Source organism: Enterococcus sp. DIV0210g, assembly GCF_050559705.1.
Lineage (GTDB): Bacteria > Bacillota > Bacilli > Lactobacillales > Enterococcaceae > Enterococcus_B > Enterococcus_B faecalis_A.
The window spans coordinates 2,527,583-2,543,974 of sequence record NZ_CP187903.1 but is presented as its reverse complement, the minus strand read 5'-3'; the positions used below and the strand labels follow the sequence as shown (position 1 = coordinate 2,543,974).

The following is a 16,392-nucleotide window of genomic DNA, read 5'->3' as shown; positions in this document are numbered from 1 at the left end:
ATCTCCTTTTATTTCTCTAATTTGATACTGTCAGGGTCGATTCCAAGAGCTTCGGCCATGTCTTTGTTGATGTAAAGTTCTGGATCTTTTGGACTTTCTACTGGCAAGTCTGCAGGTGTTTTGTCACCGTCTAAGATTTTTGCAGCCATAGCACCTGTTTGTTGACCAAGATGTTCGTAATCGATCCCGACAGTTGCTAATCCGCCTTCTTTGACTTGATCGACAGAACCTGCAACCACTGGTGTTTTTGTCTCTTTGGCTACTTCGCCAACCACGCTTGCTGCACTTGCGAATGTGTTGTCTGTTGGGATATAGATACCGTCTACGTCATTGGCAAGACTTGTTGCTACTTGTTGGACATCATTTGTAGAATTAGCTGTCAATACTTTTACTTTCACACCTGCTTTTTTCAGTTCTTTTTCGGCAAGATCTGCTTGTAATTTAGAGTTTGCTTCGCCGTTGTTGTACATGATTCCGATTGTTTTTGCATCTGGAACGATGGATAACAGCAAGTTGATTTGTTCTTTGATCGGAACCATATCTGTTGTACCAGTTACGTTTCCGCCAGGTTTTTCATTTGAAGCAACTAGATGTGCTTGTTCTAAATCTGTTACGGCAGTTACGACGATTGGGATGTCTGTTGTTGCATTCAATAGAGATTGCGCAGCGGGAGTAGCGATTCCTAACAATAGGTCTGGGTCTTCTCTGACCAGACGTTCACTCATACTTTTCAAGTTATCTTGACTGTTTTGAGCATTTTGGTAATCGATGGTCAAGTTTTCGCCTTCTTTATAGCCGCCTTCTTCTAATCCTTCTTTGAATCCTTTATAAGCTGCATCAAGTGAGTTGTGTTGGACCAGCTGTAAGACACCGACTGTTTTTTTGTCATCTCCTGAGCCGTTTGCATCATTCTTTCCGCAAGCACCTAACGCTAATAGTAGTAACATTCCTGCACCAATCAATAATTTTTTCTTCATCTTTTTTTCCTCCTTAGTTTTGAAAAACAAAAAAATCCATTCAGACGATATGATACGTCTAAATGGATTGGATAATTCGAAGTTTAAGATACAAATATAAGATTCTTTGTATGCTTTTCCTCAGCCACTTAGCGTAATCGTCTACGTGGCCCTCTGTCGCATTACAAAGTTCTTTAGCCATCATAGATACAAACAAGTTGTTTAACGTTTGTATCCATCATGAATGAATACAAACCTATCTAAAGTAGCTAAAGTAAAAGTTATTCAGTTGTGTGGGTGTAAGCTGTATTGTTCTCATAATAAATTTCCTCCACAAATTGAATTAAGTAGAAGTATAGCGAATTGTGTTTTTCCTGTCAACAACAAGTTGAAAATTCTGAAAATAAATTGTTGGAAGCAGCCTGAAAAGAAAGGGCGAAAATGGGTTGACTTATATAGTAAAAACGTGTATTATATGAAGTTGCAAAAACTATCTGATGAAGAGAAGGCAGAAACGAAATATTGTCCGTTTCGGCTTTGAAATAAGAACACAAAAGTAGAAGCTCACGAAAGTAAAGTTTCAAGAGAACGTTCTATTTTTGGTTTTTTTTTGCCTAAAAGCCGCAAAAAATGTCTGTTGTTACCTAATTATAATATTTGTAATTATTTTGTAACGATTGATCGGGTAGTCTTTTTGAATGACATTTTAGAGGGGTGAAGAGCTTGGCTGGACACGTAGTAAAATACGGAAAACACCGCGAACGTAGAAGTTTTGCACGCATCAGTGAAGTGCTGGAATTACCAAATTTGATTGAAATTCAAACAGACTCTTACCAATGGTTCTTAGATGAAGGATTAAGAGAGATGTTTGAAGATATCTTGCCAATTGACGATTTCAACGGCAATTTGTCTTTGGAATTTGTAGACTATGAATTGAAAGAACCAAAGTATACTGTAGCAGAAGCACGTGCGCATGACGCAAACTATTCTGCACCATTACATGTGACTTTGCGTTTGACAAACCGTGAAACTGGAGAGATCAAAGCACAAGAAGTCTTCTTCGGCGACTTCCCATTAATGACAGAACAAGGAACATTTATCATCAATGGTGCGGAACGTGTTATCGTTTCTCAATTGGTTCGTTCTCCAGGTGTTTATTTCCATGGTAAAGTAGACAAAAACGGAAAAGAAGGATTTGGATCAACTGTTATCCCTAACCGCGGTGCGTGGTTAGAAATGGAAACAGATGCGAAAGATATTTCCTATGTACGTATCGACCGCACACGTAAAATCCCATTGACTGTTTTGGTTCGTGCGTTAGGTTTTGGTTCTGATGATACGATTTTCGAAATCTTCGGCGACGGCGAAACATTGCGCAATACGATTGAGAAAGATTTGCACAAAAATGCAAATGACTCACGTACAGAAGAAGGATTGAAAGATGTTTACGAACGTCTTCGTCCAGGCGAACCAAAAACTGCAGACAGCTCAAGAAACTTGCTGAATGCACGTTTCTTTGATCCAAAACGTTACGACTTAGCAAATGTTGGTCGTTACAAAGTCAACAAAAAATTAGATTTGAAAACACGTTTGTTAAACCTTACTTTAGCAGAAACATTGGTTGACCCTGAAACAGGCGAAATCATCGTTGAAAAAGGAACAGTTTTAACACACCAAGTAATGGAAACTTTGGCTCCATACATTGAAAACGGCTTGAATTCAGTCACTTACTATCCTTCAGAAGATGGTGTAGTAACAGATCCAATGACAGTCCAAGTAATCAAAGTATTTTCACCAAAAGATCCAGAACGTGAAGTAAACGTGATCGGCAACGGTTATTTGGATACTTCTGTGAAAACGATCCGTCCAGCAGATATCATTGCTTCAATGAGTTATTTCTTGAACTTATTAGAAGGAATCGGCAATGTGGATGACATCGACCACTTGGGTAACCGCCGTATCCGTTCAGTCGGCGAACTTTTACAAAACCAATTCCGTATCGGGCTAGCTCGTATGGAACGTGTGGTTCGTGAAAGAATGTCGATCCAAGATACAGAAACATTGACTCCTCAGCAGTTGATCAATATCCGTCCTGTGGTAGCAAGTATCAAAGAATTCTTTGGTTCTTCTCAGTTGTCACAGTTCATGGACCAAACAAACCCTCTTGGCGAATTGACGCACAAACGTCGTCTATCAGCCTTAGGACCTGGTGGATTGACACGTGACCGTGCCGGCTATGAAGTTCGAGACGTTCACTATTCTCACTATGGCCGTATGTGTCCGATTGAAACGCCTGAAGGACCAAATATCGGGCTGATCAATAGTTTATCAAGTTATGCGAAAGTCAATAAATTTGGATTTATCGAAACACCTTACCGTCGTGTAGATCGCGAAACTGGCCGTGTTACTGATCAAATCGATTACTTGACTGCCGACATCGAAGACCATTACATCGTTGCCCAAGCAAACAGTTTGTTGAATGAAGACGGAACATTTGCTGAAGATGTTGTTATGGCTCGTGCCCAAAGTGAAAACTTGGAAGTTTCTATCGACAAAGTTGACTATATGGACGTTTCACCTAAACAAGTAGTTGCCGTTGCGACAGCATGTATTCCTTTCTTGGAAAACGATGACTCCAACCGTGCCTTGATGGGTGCCAACATGCAGCGTCAAGCTGTGCCATTGATCAACCCTCAAGCGCCATGGGTAGGAACTGGAATGGAATATAAATCAGCGCATGACTCAGGTGCTGCGTTGTTATGTAAACATGACGGTGTCGTTGAATATGTCGACGCTGCCGAAATCCGTGTACGCCGTGACAACGGTGCTTTGGACAAATACAGCGTAACAAAATTCCGTCGTTCAAACTCAGGAACAAGTTACAACCAACGTCCAATCGTTACATTAGGCGAAAAAGTTGAAAAAGGCGATACATTAGCAGACGGACCATCAATGGAACAAGGCGAAATGGCTTTAGGTCAAAACGTTTTAGTTGGTTTCATGACATGGGAAGGTTATAACTATGAAGATGCAATCATCATGAGCCGTCGTTTAGTCAAAGATGACGTGTATACATCTATCCATATTGAAGAATATGAATCAGAAGCACGTGATACAAAATTAGGACCAGAAGAAATCACTCGCGAAATCCCGAATGTCGGCGAAGACGCATTGAAAGATCTAGATGAAATGGGTATCATCCGAATTGGTGCGGAAGTACAAGACGGCGACTTGCTTGTCGGTAAAGTCACACCAAAAGGGGTAACTGAATTATCTGCAGAAGAACGTCTATTGCATGCGATCTTTGGTGAAAAAGCCCGCGAAGTCCGCGATACATCTCTACGTGTACCGCATGGCGGCGGCGGAATCGTCCATGACGTGAAAATCTTTACTCGCGAAGCTGGGGACGAATTATCACCAGGCGTAAACATGTTAGTTCGTGTTTACATCGTCCAAAAACGTAAGATCCACGAAGGCGATAAAATGGCTGGACGTCACGGAAACAAAGGGGTCGTTTCCCGAATCATGCCGGAAGAAGATATGCCATTCTTACCAGACGGAACACCAATCGACATCATGTTGAATCCATTAGGGGTGCCGTCTCGTATGAACATCGGACAAGTACTGGAATTACACTTGGGTATGGCTGCACGCCAACTAGGTATCCACGTAGCAACACCTGTATTTGATGGTGCGAACGATGAAGACGTATGGGCAACTGTACGTGAAGCTGGTATGGCAAGCGATGCGAAAACAGTTCTTTATGACGGACGTACAGGTGAACCATTTGACGGACGCGTATCTGTTGGGGTAATGTACATGATCAAACTTGCCCACATGGTCGATGATAAATTGCATGCCCGTTCAATCGGACCTTACTCACTTGTTACACAACAGCCATTGGGTGGTAAAGCTCAATTTGGTGGACAACGTTTCGGTGAGATGGAAGTTTGGGCTCTTGAAGCGTACGGAGCTGCTTACACATTGCAAGAAATCTTGACTTACAAATCAGATGACGTTGTTGGACGTGTGAAAACATACGAAGCCATCGTCAAAGGTGAACCAATTCCAAAACCAGGCGTGCCTGAATCATTCCGAGTTTTAGTAAAAGAATTACAATCACTTGGTTTAGATATGCGTGTCTTGGATATCGAAGAAGCAGAAATCGAGCTTCGCGACATGGATGACGAAGATGATGATTTAATCACTGTCGACGCATTGACAAAATTCGCTGAAAAACAATCAGCAAAAGAATTAGAGAAAAAAGCGGCGGAACAAATCGAAGATAACAAAGAGGACGTTATCCAAAATTTTGAAACTGCAGAAGATAACCTAGACTAATCCAGTCTATACATCTGCGAGACGGCACAGATCAGCCGTCTTGCGGTTTTGCCATTAAACGAAATGGAGGGAACCCCTTTTGATCGATGTAAATAAATTCGAAAGTATGCAAATAGGTTTGGCTTCTCCCGAAAAAATCAGAAGCTGGTCTTATGGCGAAGTAAAAAAACCTGAGACGATTAACTATCGTACACTGAAACCTGAACGTGAAGGGTTATTCTGTGAGCGTATTTTTGGTCCAACAAAAGACTGGGAATGTGCCTGCGGAAAATATAAACGTATTCGCTATAAAGGCATCGTTTGTGACCGATGCGGCGTTGAAGTTACTCGTTCAAAAGTTCGTCGTGAACGTATGGGTCACATCGAATTAGCAGCACCTGTTTCACATATCTGGTACTTTAAAGGTATTCCTTCTCGTATGGGTCTTGTATTAGACATGAGCCCTCGCGCGCTAGAAGAAATCATTTATTTTGCTTCATATGTGGTCATTGAACCAGGTAACACAAGCTTAGAGAAAAAACAATTATTGACTGAACGCGAATACCGCGAAAAACGTGACCAATACGGCCAAGAATTCCATGCAGCAATGGGTGCCGAAGCTATCAAACAATTATTGGATAACGTAGATTTAGATGCAGAAGCAGCTGAATTGAAAGAAGAATTGAAAACAGCACAAGGACAAAAACGTACACGTGCTATCCGTCGTTTAGACATCTTGGAAGCTTTCCGTGCTTCAGGAAACGAACCAAGCTGGATGGTCATGGATGTTATTCCAGTTATCCCTCCTGATTTGCGCCCAATGGTCCAATTAGAAGGCGGACGTTTTGCAACAAGTGACTTGAATGACTTGTATCGTCGTGTTATCAACCGTAACAACCGTTTGAAACGCTTGTTAGACTTGAACGCTCCTGGAATCATCGTACAAAACGAAAAACGTATGCTGCAAGAAGCAGTTGACGCATTGATCGATAATGGTCGTCGCGGCCGTCCAGTAACTGGACCAGGTAACCGCCCATTAAAATCACTTTCTCACATGTTGAAAGGGAAACAAGGTCGTTTCCGTCAAAACTTGCTGGGTAAACGTGTTGACTACTCTGGTCGTTCCGTTATCGTTGTTGGACCATTCTTGAAAATGTATCAATGTGGTCTGCCAAAAGAAATGGCAATCGAATTGTTCAAACCATTCGTAATGCGCGAATTGGTACAACGCGAACTTGCTTCAAATATCAAGAACGCAAAACGTAAAATCGAACGTCAAGAAGACGAAGTTTGGGATGTTTTGGAAGACGTAATCAAAGAACACCCAGTTCTTCTTAACCGGGCACCTACGCTTCACAGATTAGGTATCCAAGCATTTGAACCAGTTTTAGTACAAGGTCGTGCAATCCGTTTGCATCCACTTGTATGTGAAGCTTATAATGCCGATTTCGATGGAGACCAAATGGCGGTCCATGTACCATTGAATGAAGAAGCACAAGCTGAAGCACGTATGTTGATGCTTGCTGCACAAAACATCTTGAATCCAAAAGACGGTAAACCAGTCGTAACTCCTTCCCAAGATATGGTTCTAGGTAACTACTACCTAACAATGGAAGAAGAAGGACGCGAAGGCGAAGGTATGGTCTTCCGTGATCAAAATGAAGCTGTTATCGCATGGCGCAACGGCTACGTTCATTTACATTCACGTATTGGTGTGAACCCTAATTCTCTAGGTGACAAACCATTCACTGATTGGCAAAAAGAACGTACAATGATCACAACTGTCGGTAAGATCATTTTCAATGAAATCATGCCGCAAGAATTCCCATACTTGAACGAACCAACGGACTTCAACTTGACTGTTCAAACACCAGACAAGTACTTTGTTGAAGCTGGAACAGATATTCCAACTCATATCAAAGAACAACCGTTAGTATTGCCATTCAAGAAGAAAAACCTAGGAAACATCATCGCTGAAGTATTCAAACGTTTCAAAGTTACTGAAACATCTAAAATGCTTGACCGCATGAAAGACTTAGGATACAAACATTCAACACATGCCGGTATCACTGTTGGTATCGCGGATATCAGTGTTCTGAATGAAAAACAAGCAATCATCGAAACAGCACATAAACAAGTCGAAACAATCACGAAACAATTCCGTCGTGGTTTGATCACAGACGAAGAACGTTATGAGCGTGTTATCGGTGTTTGGAACGCAGCGAAAGACGAAATCCAACAAAAACTGATGGAAAGTCTAGATGCGAAAAACCCAATCTTCATGATGTCCGATTCTGGAGCCCGTGGTAACATCTCCAACTTTACTCAGCTTGCTGGTATGCGTGGGTTGATGGCTGCGCCGAATGGACAAATCATGGAATTGCCGATCATCTCAAACTTCCGTGAAGGACTATCCGTCTTGGAAATGTTTATCTCTACTCACGGAGCTCGTAAAGGTATGACCGATACAGCCTTGAAGACAGCCGATTCCGGTTACTTGACACGTCGTTTGGTTGACGTTGCCCAAGATGTCATCATTCGTGAAGAAGATTGCGGTACAGACCGTGGTTTAGAGATCAAAGCAATTCGTGAAGGAAACGAGATCATTGAATCATTAGAAGAACGTTTGATTGGCCGTTACACACGTAAATCAGTCTTCAATCCTTCTACTGGTGAAATGATCATCGGCAACGATCAATTGATTTCTGAAGATCTTGCAAAACAAATCGTTGATGCAGGTGTCGAAACAGTAACGATCCGTTCTGTCTTCACATGTAATACAAAACATGGTGTATGTAAACATTGTTATGGACGTAACCTTGCAACTGGTTCTGACGTTGAAGTTGGTGAAGCAGTTGGTACAATCGCTGCTCAATCAATCGGTGAACCTGGTACTCAGTTGACAATGCGTACTTTCCATACCGGCGGGGTTGCTGGAGACGATATCACTCAAGGTCTTCCTCGTGTCCAAGAAATCTTTGAAGCACGTAATCCGAAAGGGCAAGCGGTCATCACTGAAGTTACAGGTGATGTGATTGATATCTCTGAAGATCCTTCGACACGTACAAAAGAAGTAACAATCAAAGGGAAAACAGATACACGTACGTATACTGTTCCTTACACAGCACGTATGAAAGTCGCTGAAGGCGATATGATCCATCGTGGTGCACCATTGACAGAAGGTTCAATCGATCCTAAACAATTATTACAAGTTCGTGATGTATTATCTGTCGAAAACTATCTATTGCGTGAAGTACAACGCGTATACCGTATGCAAGGGGTAGAAATCGGAGACAAACATATCGAAGTAATGGTTCGTCAAATGTTGCGTAAAGTTCGCGTAATGGACCCAGGTGATACAAATATCCTTCCTGGTACATTACTAGACATTGCTGATTTCAAAGACCAAAACTACAATACATTAGTCGCTGGCGGCGTTCCTGCAACATCTCGTCCAGTATTGCTAGGTATTACAAAAGCGTCCTTGGAAACAAACAGCTTCTTGTCTGCCGCTTCCTTCCAGGAAACAACACGTGTCCTAACAGACGCTGCGATCCGCGGTAAGAAAGATCCGCTTCTTGGTTTGAAAGAAAATGTTATCATCGGTAAAATCATCCCTGCAGGTACAGGTATGCAACGTTACCGTGACATGGAACCAAAAGAAGTCGGCGTAGCAAGCGAAAATGTCTACAGCATTTCTGACATCGAAGCACAAATGGCTGCTGAAGATGCAATGAACGAAAACAAACGTTAATCAGAGCGCTGATCAAGCACCTCTGCCAAGCAAATTTTGTTTGGCGGAGGTGTTTTTTATTTTGCCTTTTTTCGTCATTTTTGCGGATAAATTTTATGAAAAATGATTGTTTTTCCGGGCTATTTTTCTTTAAGACAAACAACCGTCTTTTGCGAGTATAATTGCTCGCCATATTAGAAAAAACGTAGTAGAATCAGGACGTCTTAGAACAAAAAAACATCTATAGTAGATAAAGCTAAAGGAGGCATTATCTTGAAAAAAATCGGCTTTTTAAGTTTTGGTCATTGGATGGACCAAGGATCAATGGTAAAAACAGCAGCAGATGCGTATCTGCAATCCATCGAATTAGCTGTTGAAGCAGAAAAAATCGGAGTAGATGGTGCATATTATCGTGTCCATCATTTTGCCAATCAAATTGGTTCGCCATTCCCATTGCTTTCAGCAATCGGTGCAAAAACAAGCAAGATCGAAATCGGTACAGGGTTGATCGATATGCGTTATGAAAATCCCTATTACATGGCAGAAAATGCTGGATTGACAGACATCATCACACAAGGAAGAGTGCAATTGGGCGTGGGCCGTGGTTCACCAGAGCAAGTATTGAACGGCTGGCAATATTTCGGCTACGATTATAGCGAAGAAGAAATCCAAGACATCACACGTGAACGTACCCTTGAATTTTTATCATTGATTGAAGGAAAAGCTTTTGCAGAACCAAATCCGCAACCAATGTTCCCGCAAGGTCCAGGTAAATTACGTATCGAGCCTTATTCAGAAGGTTTGCGTCAACGTATCTGGTGGGGTGCTGGATCACAACAAACAGCGATCTGGGCTGCACAAAACGGAATGAATCTGCAATCTTCAACATTGGTAAACTATGAATCAGACGAGCCATTCCATGTACAGCAAGCAAATCAATTGCGTGCCTATAAAGAAGCGTGGAAACAAGCAGGGCATGATTTTGAGCCAAGAACACTTGTGACTCGCTCCATCCAGCCAATCACAACTGACTTGGATCGCCGCCTGTTTGGTAATGATGGCGGACAAGATCAAGTAGGCTATCTTGCTTATCATCAAAATCCAACAATCTTTGGTAAAACATTTGTAGGAGAACCTGAAAAATTGGTCAAAGAATTGGCTGAAGACGAAGCAATCCAAGAAGCAGATACAGTTCTTGTAACAATACCAAATACATTGGGTGTAGAATACAATATCCATTTACTAGAAACAATCGTAAAAGACATCGCACCAGATTTGGGCTGGCGTGACTAATCAAGTAAAACACGAATAAGTAATATGAAGTTGTCAAAACATTAATATAAAAAAGCCAAAACACCTAGCTTTTGCTGAGGTGTTTTGGCTTTTTTAATTATTTATGAAACAGATATTGGGATACTATACTTATCCGTGATTCACAGAAATAGAGTCAGTTAAAGTTAGTTCTGTTGGAACCAGTATTTTTTGGTCTTCTACCGGCATTTTATAGATAAGCTGAAAAAGCAGCTCGGTTGCCGCTTCTCCTAATCGGTTTGTCGGCACATCAATACGGGAAAGTTGTGGAGAAAAAAGCGAAGAAAGTGTATAGTCACTGAATCCAGCAATCGAAAGATCATTCGGGATATATTGCTGGTTCTGATCCAATATTTTATACACACTTAATGATTTCAAGGCATCTGTAGTAAAAATCGCCGTTGGTTTTTCGGGAAGGCTCAACAATTTTTCTACTGCATCAAGACTGTCTTCTAAGCGGAAACCGCCATTAATGATCCATTCGTTGCGAAGATCTAGATGATGGTCAAATAAACATTGGCGATAACCATTTAATCGATCACTAGCAACATGGACTTCCGTAGGTGCATGAAGACAAGCAATTTTTGTATGGCCCTTTTCAATCATCACTTTGACTAAATCATAGCTGTCTTGGAAATTATCCGTATCAATAGAGTAGATATGTTCATATTTTTGATCTACTTTCCCAATTACAACAATTGGTATCCCATATTGGTCTAATTCAGAAAGCAGACTCTCATCCATAGAAGAGCTCAAAATAATGATTCCTCTAATCATCTTTTCTTGGATTTTCTTTTTGCATTTTTCCAATTCTTCTTCAGGTGTGCGAGCTGTTTGTAAAATCAAATCAAAATGATTTTTTTCAGAAATACCTGAAATTGCTTGAATGACATCAGAAAAAAACGGATTGCCATACGTCGTATCGGAAGTACGATGGCTAACGGCTAAAATCGCATCAAATCCACTGCCAGTTAATCCTCTGGCTATTTTACTTGGTGCATAATCCAATTCTTCAATGGCTTTAAGCACGCTATCTTTGGCTTTCGATGATATATTCGGTTGATTATTCAGCACACGGGAAACAGTTGATTTTGAGACATTTGCTTTTTTTGCAATATCATAAATAGTTGGCTTCATTTTTCATTATCCTCCATTTTGGGAGCGCTATTACAACAATTAAATAGTACAATATAGGACTTCGTTTGTCTATTCTTTTTGTTTTTGTTGCTATATAAAGATTGTTAAAAATATCATTGACAGTAAGCGCTTTCTGTAATATTATTTAGTTGCTGGGAACGCTCCCAAAAAAAGAAAGGATGTTTGATATATGTATGAACAGCTCTTAATTGAGATTTACCGCAACAAAGAACTCAGTATAGAATTATCAGAGAAAATCAAACAACGTGTAACGAAGCACAAAAAACTTGCAATAAAATCAGCCAAACAGCATTGGGACGAACAAGATTTGTTTTTGATTACATATGCTGATCAATTTTCAGAAGAAGGGCAAGCAAATCTGGTTTCATTCCGTCATTTTTATCAAAAGTATTTATCAGAACTATTCAACATCGTCCACTTTTTACCATTTTTTCCTTATACATCAGACGATGGTTTTTCCGTAGTAGATTATCAAAAAATAGATGAAGAGAATGGCACGTGGGAAGACCTAGAAATGTTTAAAGAGGCACGCCTCATGTTTGATTTTGTTTGCAATCATTTATCTGCTAAAAGTATCTGGTTTCAGGAATATTTGGCTTTAAATCCAGAGTATAAAGATTTCTTTATTGATTTAGATCCAACGATAGATTTAAGCAAAGTAACACGTCCAAGAACCAGTCCTTTATTGACGAAATTTGAAGATAAAAATGGAGAAGAAAAAAACATTTGGACGACTTTCAGCGCAGATCAAGTAGACGTGAATTTCAAAAATCCAGAAGTGTTACTTCGAATGATTGATATCTTATTGTTTTACTTAGAAAAAGGAGCGGAGTTTATACGTCTGGATGCTGTCGGTTTCTTGTGGAAAACATTAGGAACTTCGTGTATCCATTTACCGGAAACGCATAAAATCATCCAAGTGTTTCGAAAAGTAGTAGATGAAGCTGCGCCAGGCACTATTTTGATTACTGAGACCAATGTTCCTCATAAAGACAATATCAGCTATTTCGGTGATGGAAGTAATGAAGCACAAATGGTTTATCAATTTCCACTACCCCCGTTAGTACTTTATGCTATCCACACTGGAAATACGACTTATTTAAAAAACTGGGCAAGTTCGCTTGAACATACGAAAGAAGGTACAACTTTCTTTAACTTTTTAGCTTCCCATGATGGTATCGGATTAAATCCAATCAGGGGTATTGTTCCAGAAACAGAGATTCAGAATTTAGTTGAAGAGTTGAAAAAAGAAGGTGCCTTGGTCAATTATAAAAAGAATCCAGATGGCACGACTAGTCCTTATGAAATCAATGTTACGTACCTTGATGCTCTGAGTGCTAAAAAAGACGAAGATGAGCTGCGAAAACAACGATTTTTATTGGCACATGCACTTTTGGTAGCGGTTCCTGGAATTCCTGCTATTTATATCCAAAGTATTTTAGGAAGCAGAAATGATTATGACGGCGTTGAAAAAACTGGGGAGAATCGAAGTATCAACCGGAAAAAATATGAACTTGATGAAATCAGAGAAGAACTTGAAAATACGCCATTGAGAAAAATGGTTTATCACGGATTGAGTGAAATCGTGGGTACACGCAAAACGGTCAAAGCGTTCCATCCAGATGCGGAAATGATTGTTCAAGAATCCAATAATCAAATCGTAGCTTTTATTAGAAAAATAGAAGAAGAACAAGTTTTAGCTATTTATAATTTTTCAAATGAGCTATCTGTTTACAAATTACCAGATGCGGAGTATTGGGATTTATTCAACAAAAGAAAATTTGAATGTCGAAATGAAGTGCAGCTACAGCCATACCAATACTTGTGGTTGAAAATAAAAAAAGAGGTGGAAAAATGAAATTAAAAACATTCATCGCCGTTACATCGCTAGCAACTGCAACTCTGCTATTCTCCGCGTGTGGAAGAGGAAATTCGAGCGAAGCAGAGGAACAAACGACTATTCGCTTCATGCACTCTTCTGTGGAACAAGACCGACTTTCCGTTATTAATGAAATCGTAGCAGCATTTGAAAAGGAAAATCCAGATATCAAAGTAAGTCAAGTTCCTGTTGAAGAATCCGCATTCAATACAAAAGTTGTCACATTGGCACGTTCACGAGAGCTGCCTGAAGTAATGGAGGTAAGTCAAGACTTTGCAAAAGTGATGGATAAAGACGAATTGATTGATCAGGAAGCTGTACAATCGGTCATTGAATCTGCCGGTGAAGAAAATTACTATGAGGGTGCAAAAAGTCTTGTACGTTCTGAAGATGGAAAAAGTTACATCGCAGCGCCAATCAGCGGATGGGTGCAAGGGATTTGGTACGACAAAGAAAAGTTGTCAGAGGCTGGGTTTTCTGAACCGCAAAATTGGGAGGACATTTTAAAGATCGCTGAACATTTCACTGATAGAGAAAACAGAAAATTTGGTATAGCGATTCCAACGGCAGAAGGAACGATGAGTGAACAAGCATTCTCTCAATTCGCTTTGTCAAACAACGCTAACGTATTAGATGAAGATGGAAATGTGACGATTGATACACCAGAAATGAGAGAAGCATTGACCTATTATCAAAAATTGTCGGAATTTACGATGCCAGGATCAAACGATGTAACAGAAATTAAAGATGCATTTATGAACGGGACCGTACCAATGGCTATTTATTCGACTTATATCTTGCCTGCTGTTTATGAAGCGGAGAAAGCTGATTCCATTGGATTTGCGATCCCAACCAAAAAAGACGCAGCAGTTTATGGCACGGTTTCAGGATTGACGATCACATCTGGTATAGAAGAAACGAAAAAGGCAGCCGCAGAAAAATTTGCAGAGTTTTTATCTCGTCCAGAAAATATGGAAAAATGGATCTTGATGTCGCCAGGTGGTGCACAACCAGTGAATAAAAAAGTAGTTGACTCGCCGACTTATCAAGAAAATGAAGTTATCCAAGCATTTGGTGAGTTGCCAAAAGAAATCGCCGAAGCGTTTGATGAAGTGCAGGTATTTGGATTAGTCGGAGAGAAAAATTTCACAAAAATGGGTGATATCACAAGTGCTGGAGTCATCGGAAAAGCAGTTAATAGTGTAACTGTAGGCAATGAGACAGTAGAAAAAGTATTGGAAAACGCTCAAAAAAATACAGAAGGAAATTAACTATTTCTGAAAGATTGTTGTGAGCAAGGAGGTTTCAATGAATCAATCAAGAAAACAATCTGATTTTAAATTAGCACTTGGATTATTGGCGCCCAGCATGATTCTTCTGACGGTGTTGGTATTGCTGCCGATGCTTTCAAATATCCAGATCAGCTTTTACGATATTCCGCTAAATCCTAATTTGGAATCGATTTTCATAGGACTAGATAATTATTTAGATATTTTAAAGGATAGTGAATTCTATCGTTCACTGGGACTGACATTTGCATACACTTTTTTAGTTGTTGCAGGAAGCACGATTTTAGGATTGGCCGCGGCAATAATGTTCAATCGGAAATTTAGGTTTAGAAAAACTGTCCGCTCGCTTATTCTTTTAAGCTATGTCACGCCTTCTATTTCTTTGATTTTTGCTTGGAAATATATGTTTAATAACAGTTTTGGAATTGTCAACAATGTGTTGGTAGATAGGCTTCATTTATTCAATGAGGCACCGCTTTGGTTTGACCAGCCGACTGCTAGTTTCTTTTTAGTCGTATTATTTGCTGTTTGGCGTTACTATCCTTACGCATTTTTATCGTTTTTGGCTATTTTGCAAACAGTCGATAAATCGTTATATGAAGCAGCAGAAATGGATGGTGCAAATGCTTGGCAGAAGTTTTTGATTGTCACACTCCCAGCAATCAAACCCGTTCTGGCTACAGTAATTATCTTGCGTTCGATCTGGATGTTCTATATGTTCACGGATGTCTTTTTGCTTACAAATCGAGTGAACATATTGGGTGTGTACCTTTATCAAACAGCTTTTGCTCACAATGACCTTGGCAAAGCAGCAGCAATCTCTATACTTCTATTTGTCATCATTGCAGTAGTGATTTTATTCTCTAGAAAGCGGGTGAATCTGAATAAATGAAATTAAAAGAACGACAGAAACCAAGAAAAATAGGAAAGAAAACAGCATTTTATGCCGCTGTCATCTTGTTTTTGATTATTAATCTTTTTCCTTTTTGGATCATGTTGATGACTTCTTTCAAAAGCCCGCAAGAAGCAATCGCAGTTAATCAGACGATCTTGCCTAAAGAATGGACTTTCGAACATTATCAGGCGATTTTCAACGCCGATATTTTCCCATTCCTCATGTATTTTAAAAATAGTTTTGCTGTATCGCTGTCTTCCGCCTTATTTTCAGTGTTGATCGGTATCAGCGGAGCGTATGCTTTATCAAAATTGAATTTTAAAGCACGTTCAAAAATCAATGCAAGTTTTTACACTGTCTATATGTTTTCAGGAATCCTGATTGTTGTTCCATTATTCAGGATCATCTCAAGTCTTGGTCTTTACGACACGAATACAGCATTAGTGATTACGATGATCGTTCAAACTTTGCCGACAGCGATTTTTATGTTACGGAGCTATTTTGATACACTTCCAAAAGATATCGAAGAAGCGGCTATGATTGATGGATTAAACCGGGTTCAAATCATTATCCGAATCATTATACCGTTATCTATATCGGGAATCATTTCTGTATTTGTTTATTGTTTTATGGTTGCTTGGAACGATTATTTGTTTGCATCAATCCTTTTGTCGTCCTCAGATAAATTTACTTTGCCAATTGGCTTAAATACACTTTTCAGCACACCAGATTATATCTGGGGAAGGATGATGGCTGCTTCACTCGTTACTGCTCTACCAGTTATTGTTATGTATGCGTTGTCAGAAAGGTTCATCAAAGGAGATCTTGTAGAAGGCGGCGTCAAAGGATAA

General features: G+C 40.0%; 9 protein-coding genes. 7 read left to right on the top strand and 2 right to left on the bottom strand.

The window, feature by feature from the left end; all coding sequences use genetic code 11:
* Window positions 1-8: 8 nt before the first annotated feature.
* Complete coding sequence (locus IGI64_RS12125) at window positions 9-977, bottom strand: ABC transporter substrate binding protein (protein WP_429940698.1); 969 nt, start codon at window positions 975-977, stop codon at window positions 9-11.
* 702 nt (window positions 978-1,679) lie between these two features.
* Between IGI64_RS12125 and rpoB the strand changes: the two genes are divergently transcribed.
* The 3 genes from rpoB (at window position 1,680) to IGI64_RS12110 (ending at window position 10,302) form a co-directional block, all read left to right on the top strand.
* The gene (gene rpoB, locus IGI64_RS12120) at window positions 1,680-5,297 is read left to right on the top strand and encodes a DNA-directed RNA polymerase subunit beta (RefSeq protein WP_429940697.1); all 3,618 of its coding nucleotides are present in this window, start codon (window positions 1,680-1,682) and stop codon (window positions 5,295-5,297) included.
* 79 nt (window positions 5,298-5,376) lie between these two features.
* Window positions 5,377-9,030 carry a DNA-directed RNA polymerase subunit beta' gene (rpoC, locus tag IGI64_RS12115; protein ID WP_034862279.1) on the top strand — a complete coding sequence of 1,218 codons (3,654 nt, stop codon included), beginning with the start codon at window positions 5,377-5,379 and terminating at the stop codon, window positions 9,028-9,030.
* Window positions 9,031-9,282: 252 nt separating this feature from the next.
* Complete coding sequence (locus IGI64_RS12110; protein WP_429940695.1) at window positions 9,283-10,302, top strand: LLM class flavin-dependent oxidoreductase; 1,020 nt, start codon at window positions 9,283-9,285, stop codon at window positions 10,300-10,302.
* A 129-nt stretch (window positions 10,303-10,431) separates the two neighbouring features.
* On the opposite strand, the gene IGI64_RS12105 is transcribed toward IGI64_RS12110, so the two are convergent.
* Window positions 10,432-11,457, bottom strand: coding sequence for a LacI family DNA-binding transcriptional regulator (locus IGI64_RS12105; RefSeq protein WP_429940694.1), 1,026 nt, complete (start codon window positions 11,455-11,457; stop codon window positions 10,432-10,434).
* A 190-nt stretch (window positions 11,458-11,647) separates the two neighbouring features.
* On the opposite strand from IGI64_RS12105, the gene IGI64_RS12100 reads away from it, so the two are divergent.
* From IGI64_RS12100 to IGI64_RS12085, 4 genes are read left to right on the top strand one after another with little or no spacing between them, the layout of a single operon-like run.
* Window positions 11,648-13,336: an alpha-amylase family glycosyl hydrolase gene (locus tag IGI64_RS12100; protein ID WP_429940693.1), complete on the top strand. Its 1,689-nt coding sequence runs from the start codon at window positions 11,648-11,650 to the stop codon at window positions 13,334-13,336.
* Window positions 13,333-14,628, top strand: coding sequence for an ABC transporter substrate-binding protein (locus IGI64_RS12095; RefSeq protein WP_034862273.1), 1,296 nt, complete (start codon window positions 13,333-13,335; stop codon window positions 14,626-14,628). Before IGI64_RS12100 ends, IGI64_RS12095 begins: the two co-directional genes overlap by 4 nt.
* 37 nt (window positions 14,629-14,665) lie before the next feature.
* Window positions 14,666-15,538, top strand: coding sequence for a carbohydrate ABC transporter permease (locus tag IGI64_RS12090; protein ID WP_429940692.1), 873 nt, complete (start codon window positions 14,666-14,668; stop codon window positions 15,536-15,538).
* Complete coding sequence (locus IGI64_RS12085) at window positions 15,535-16,392, top strand: carbohydrate ABC transporter permease (RefSeq protein WP_429940691.1); 858 nt, start codon at window positions 15,535-15,537, stop codon at window positions 16,390-16,392. The genes IGI64_RS12090 and IGI64_RS12085 overlap by 4 nt, the downstream gene beginning before the upstream one ends.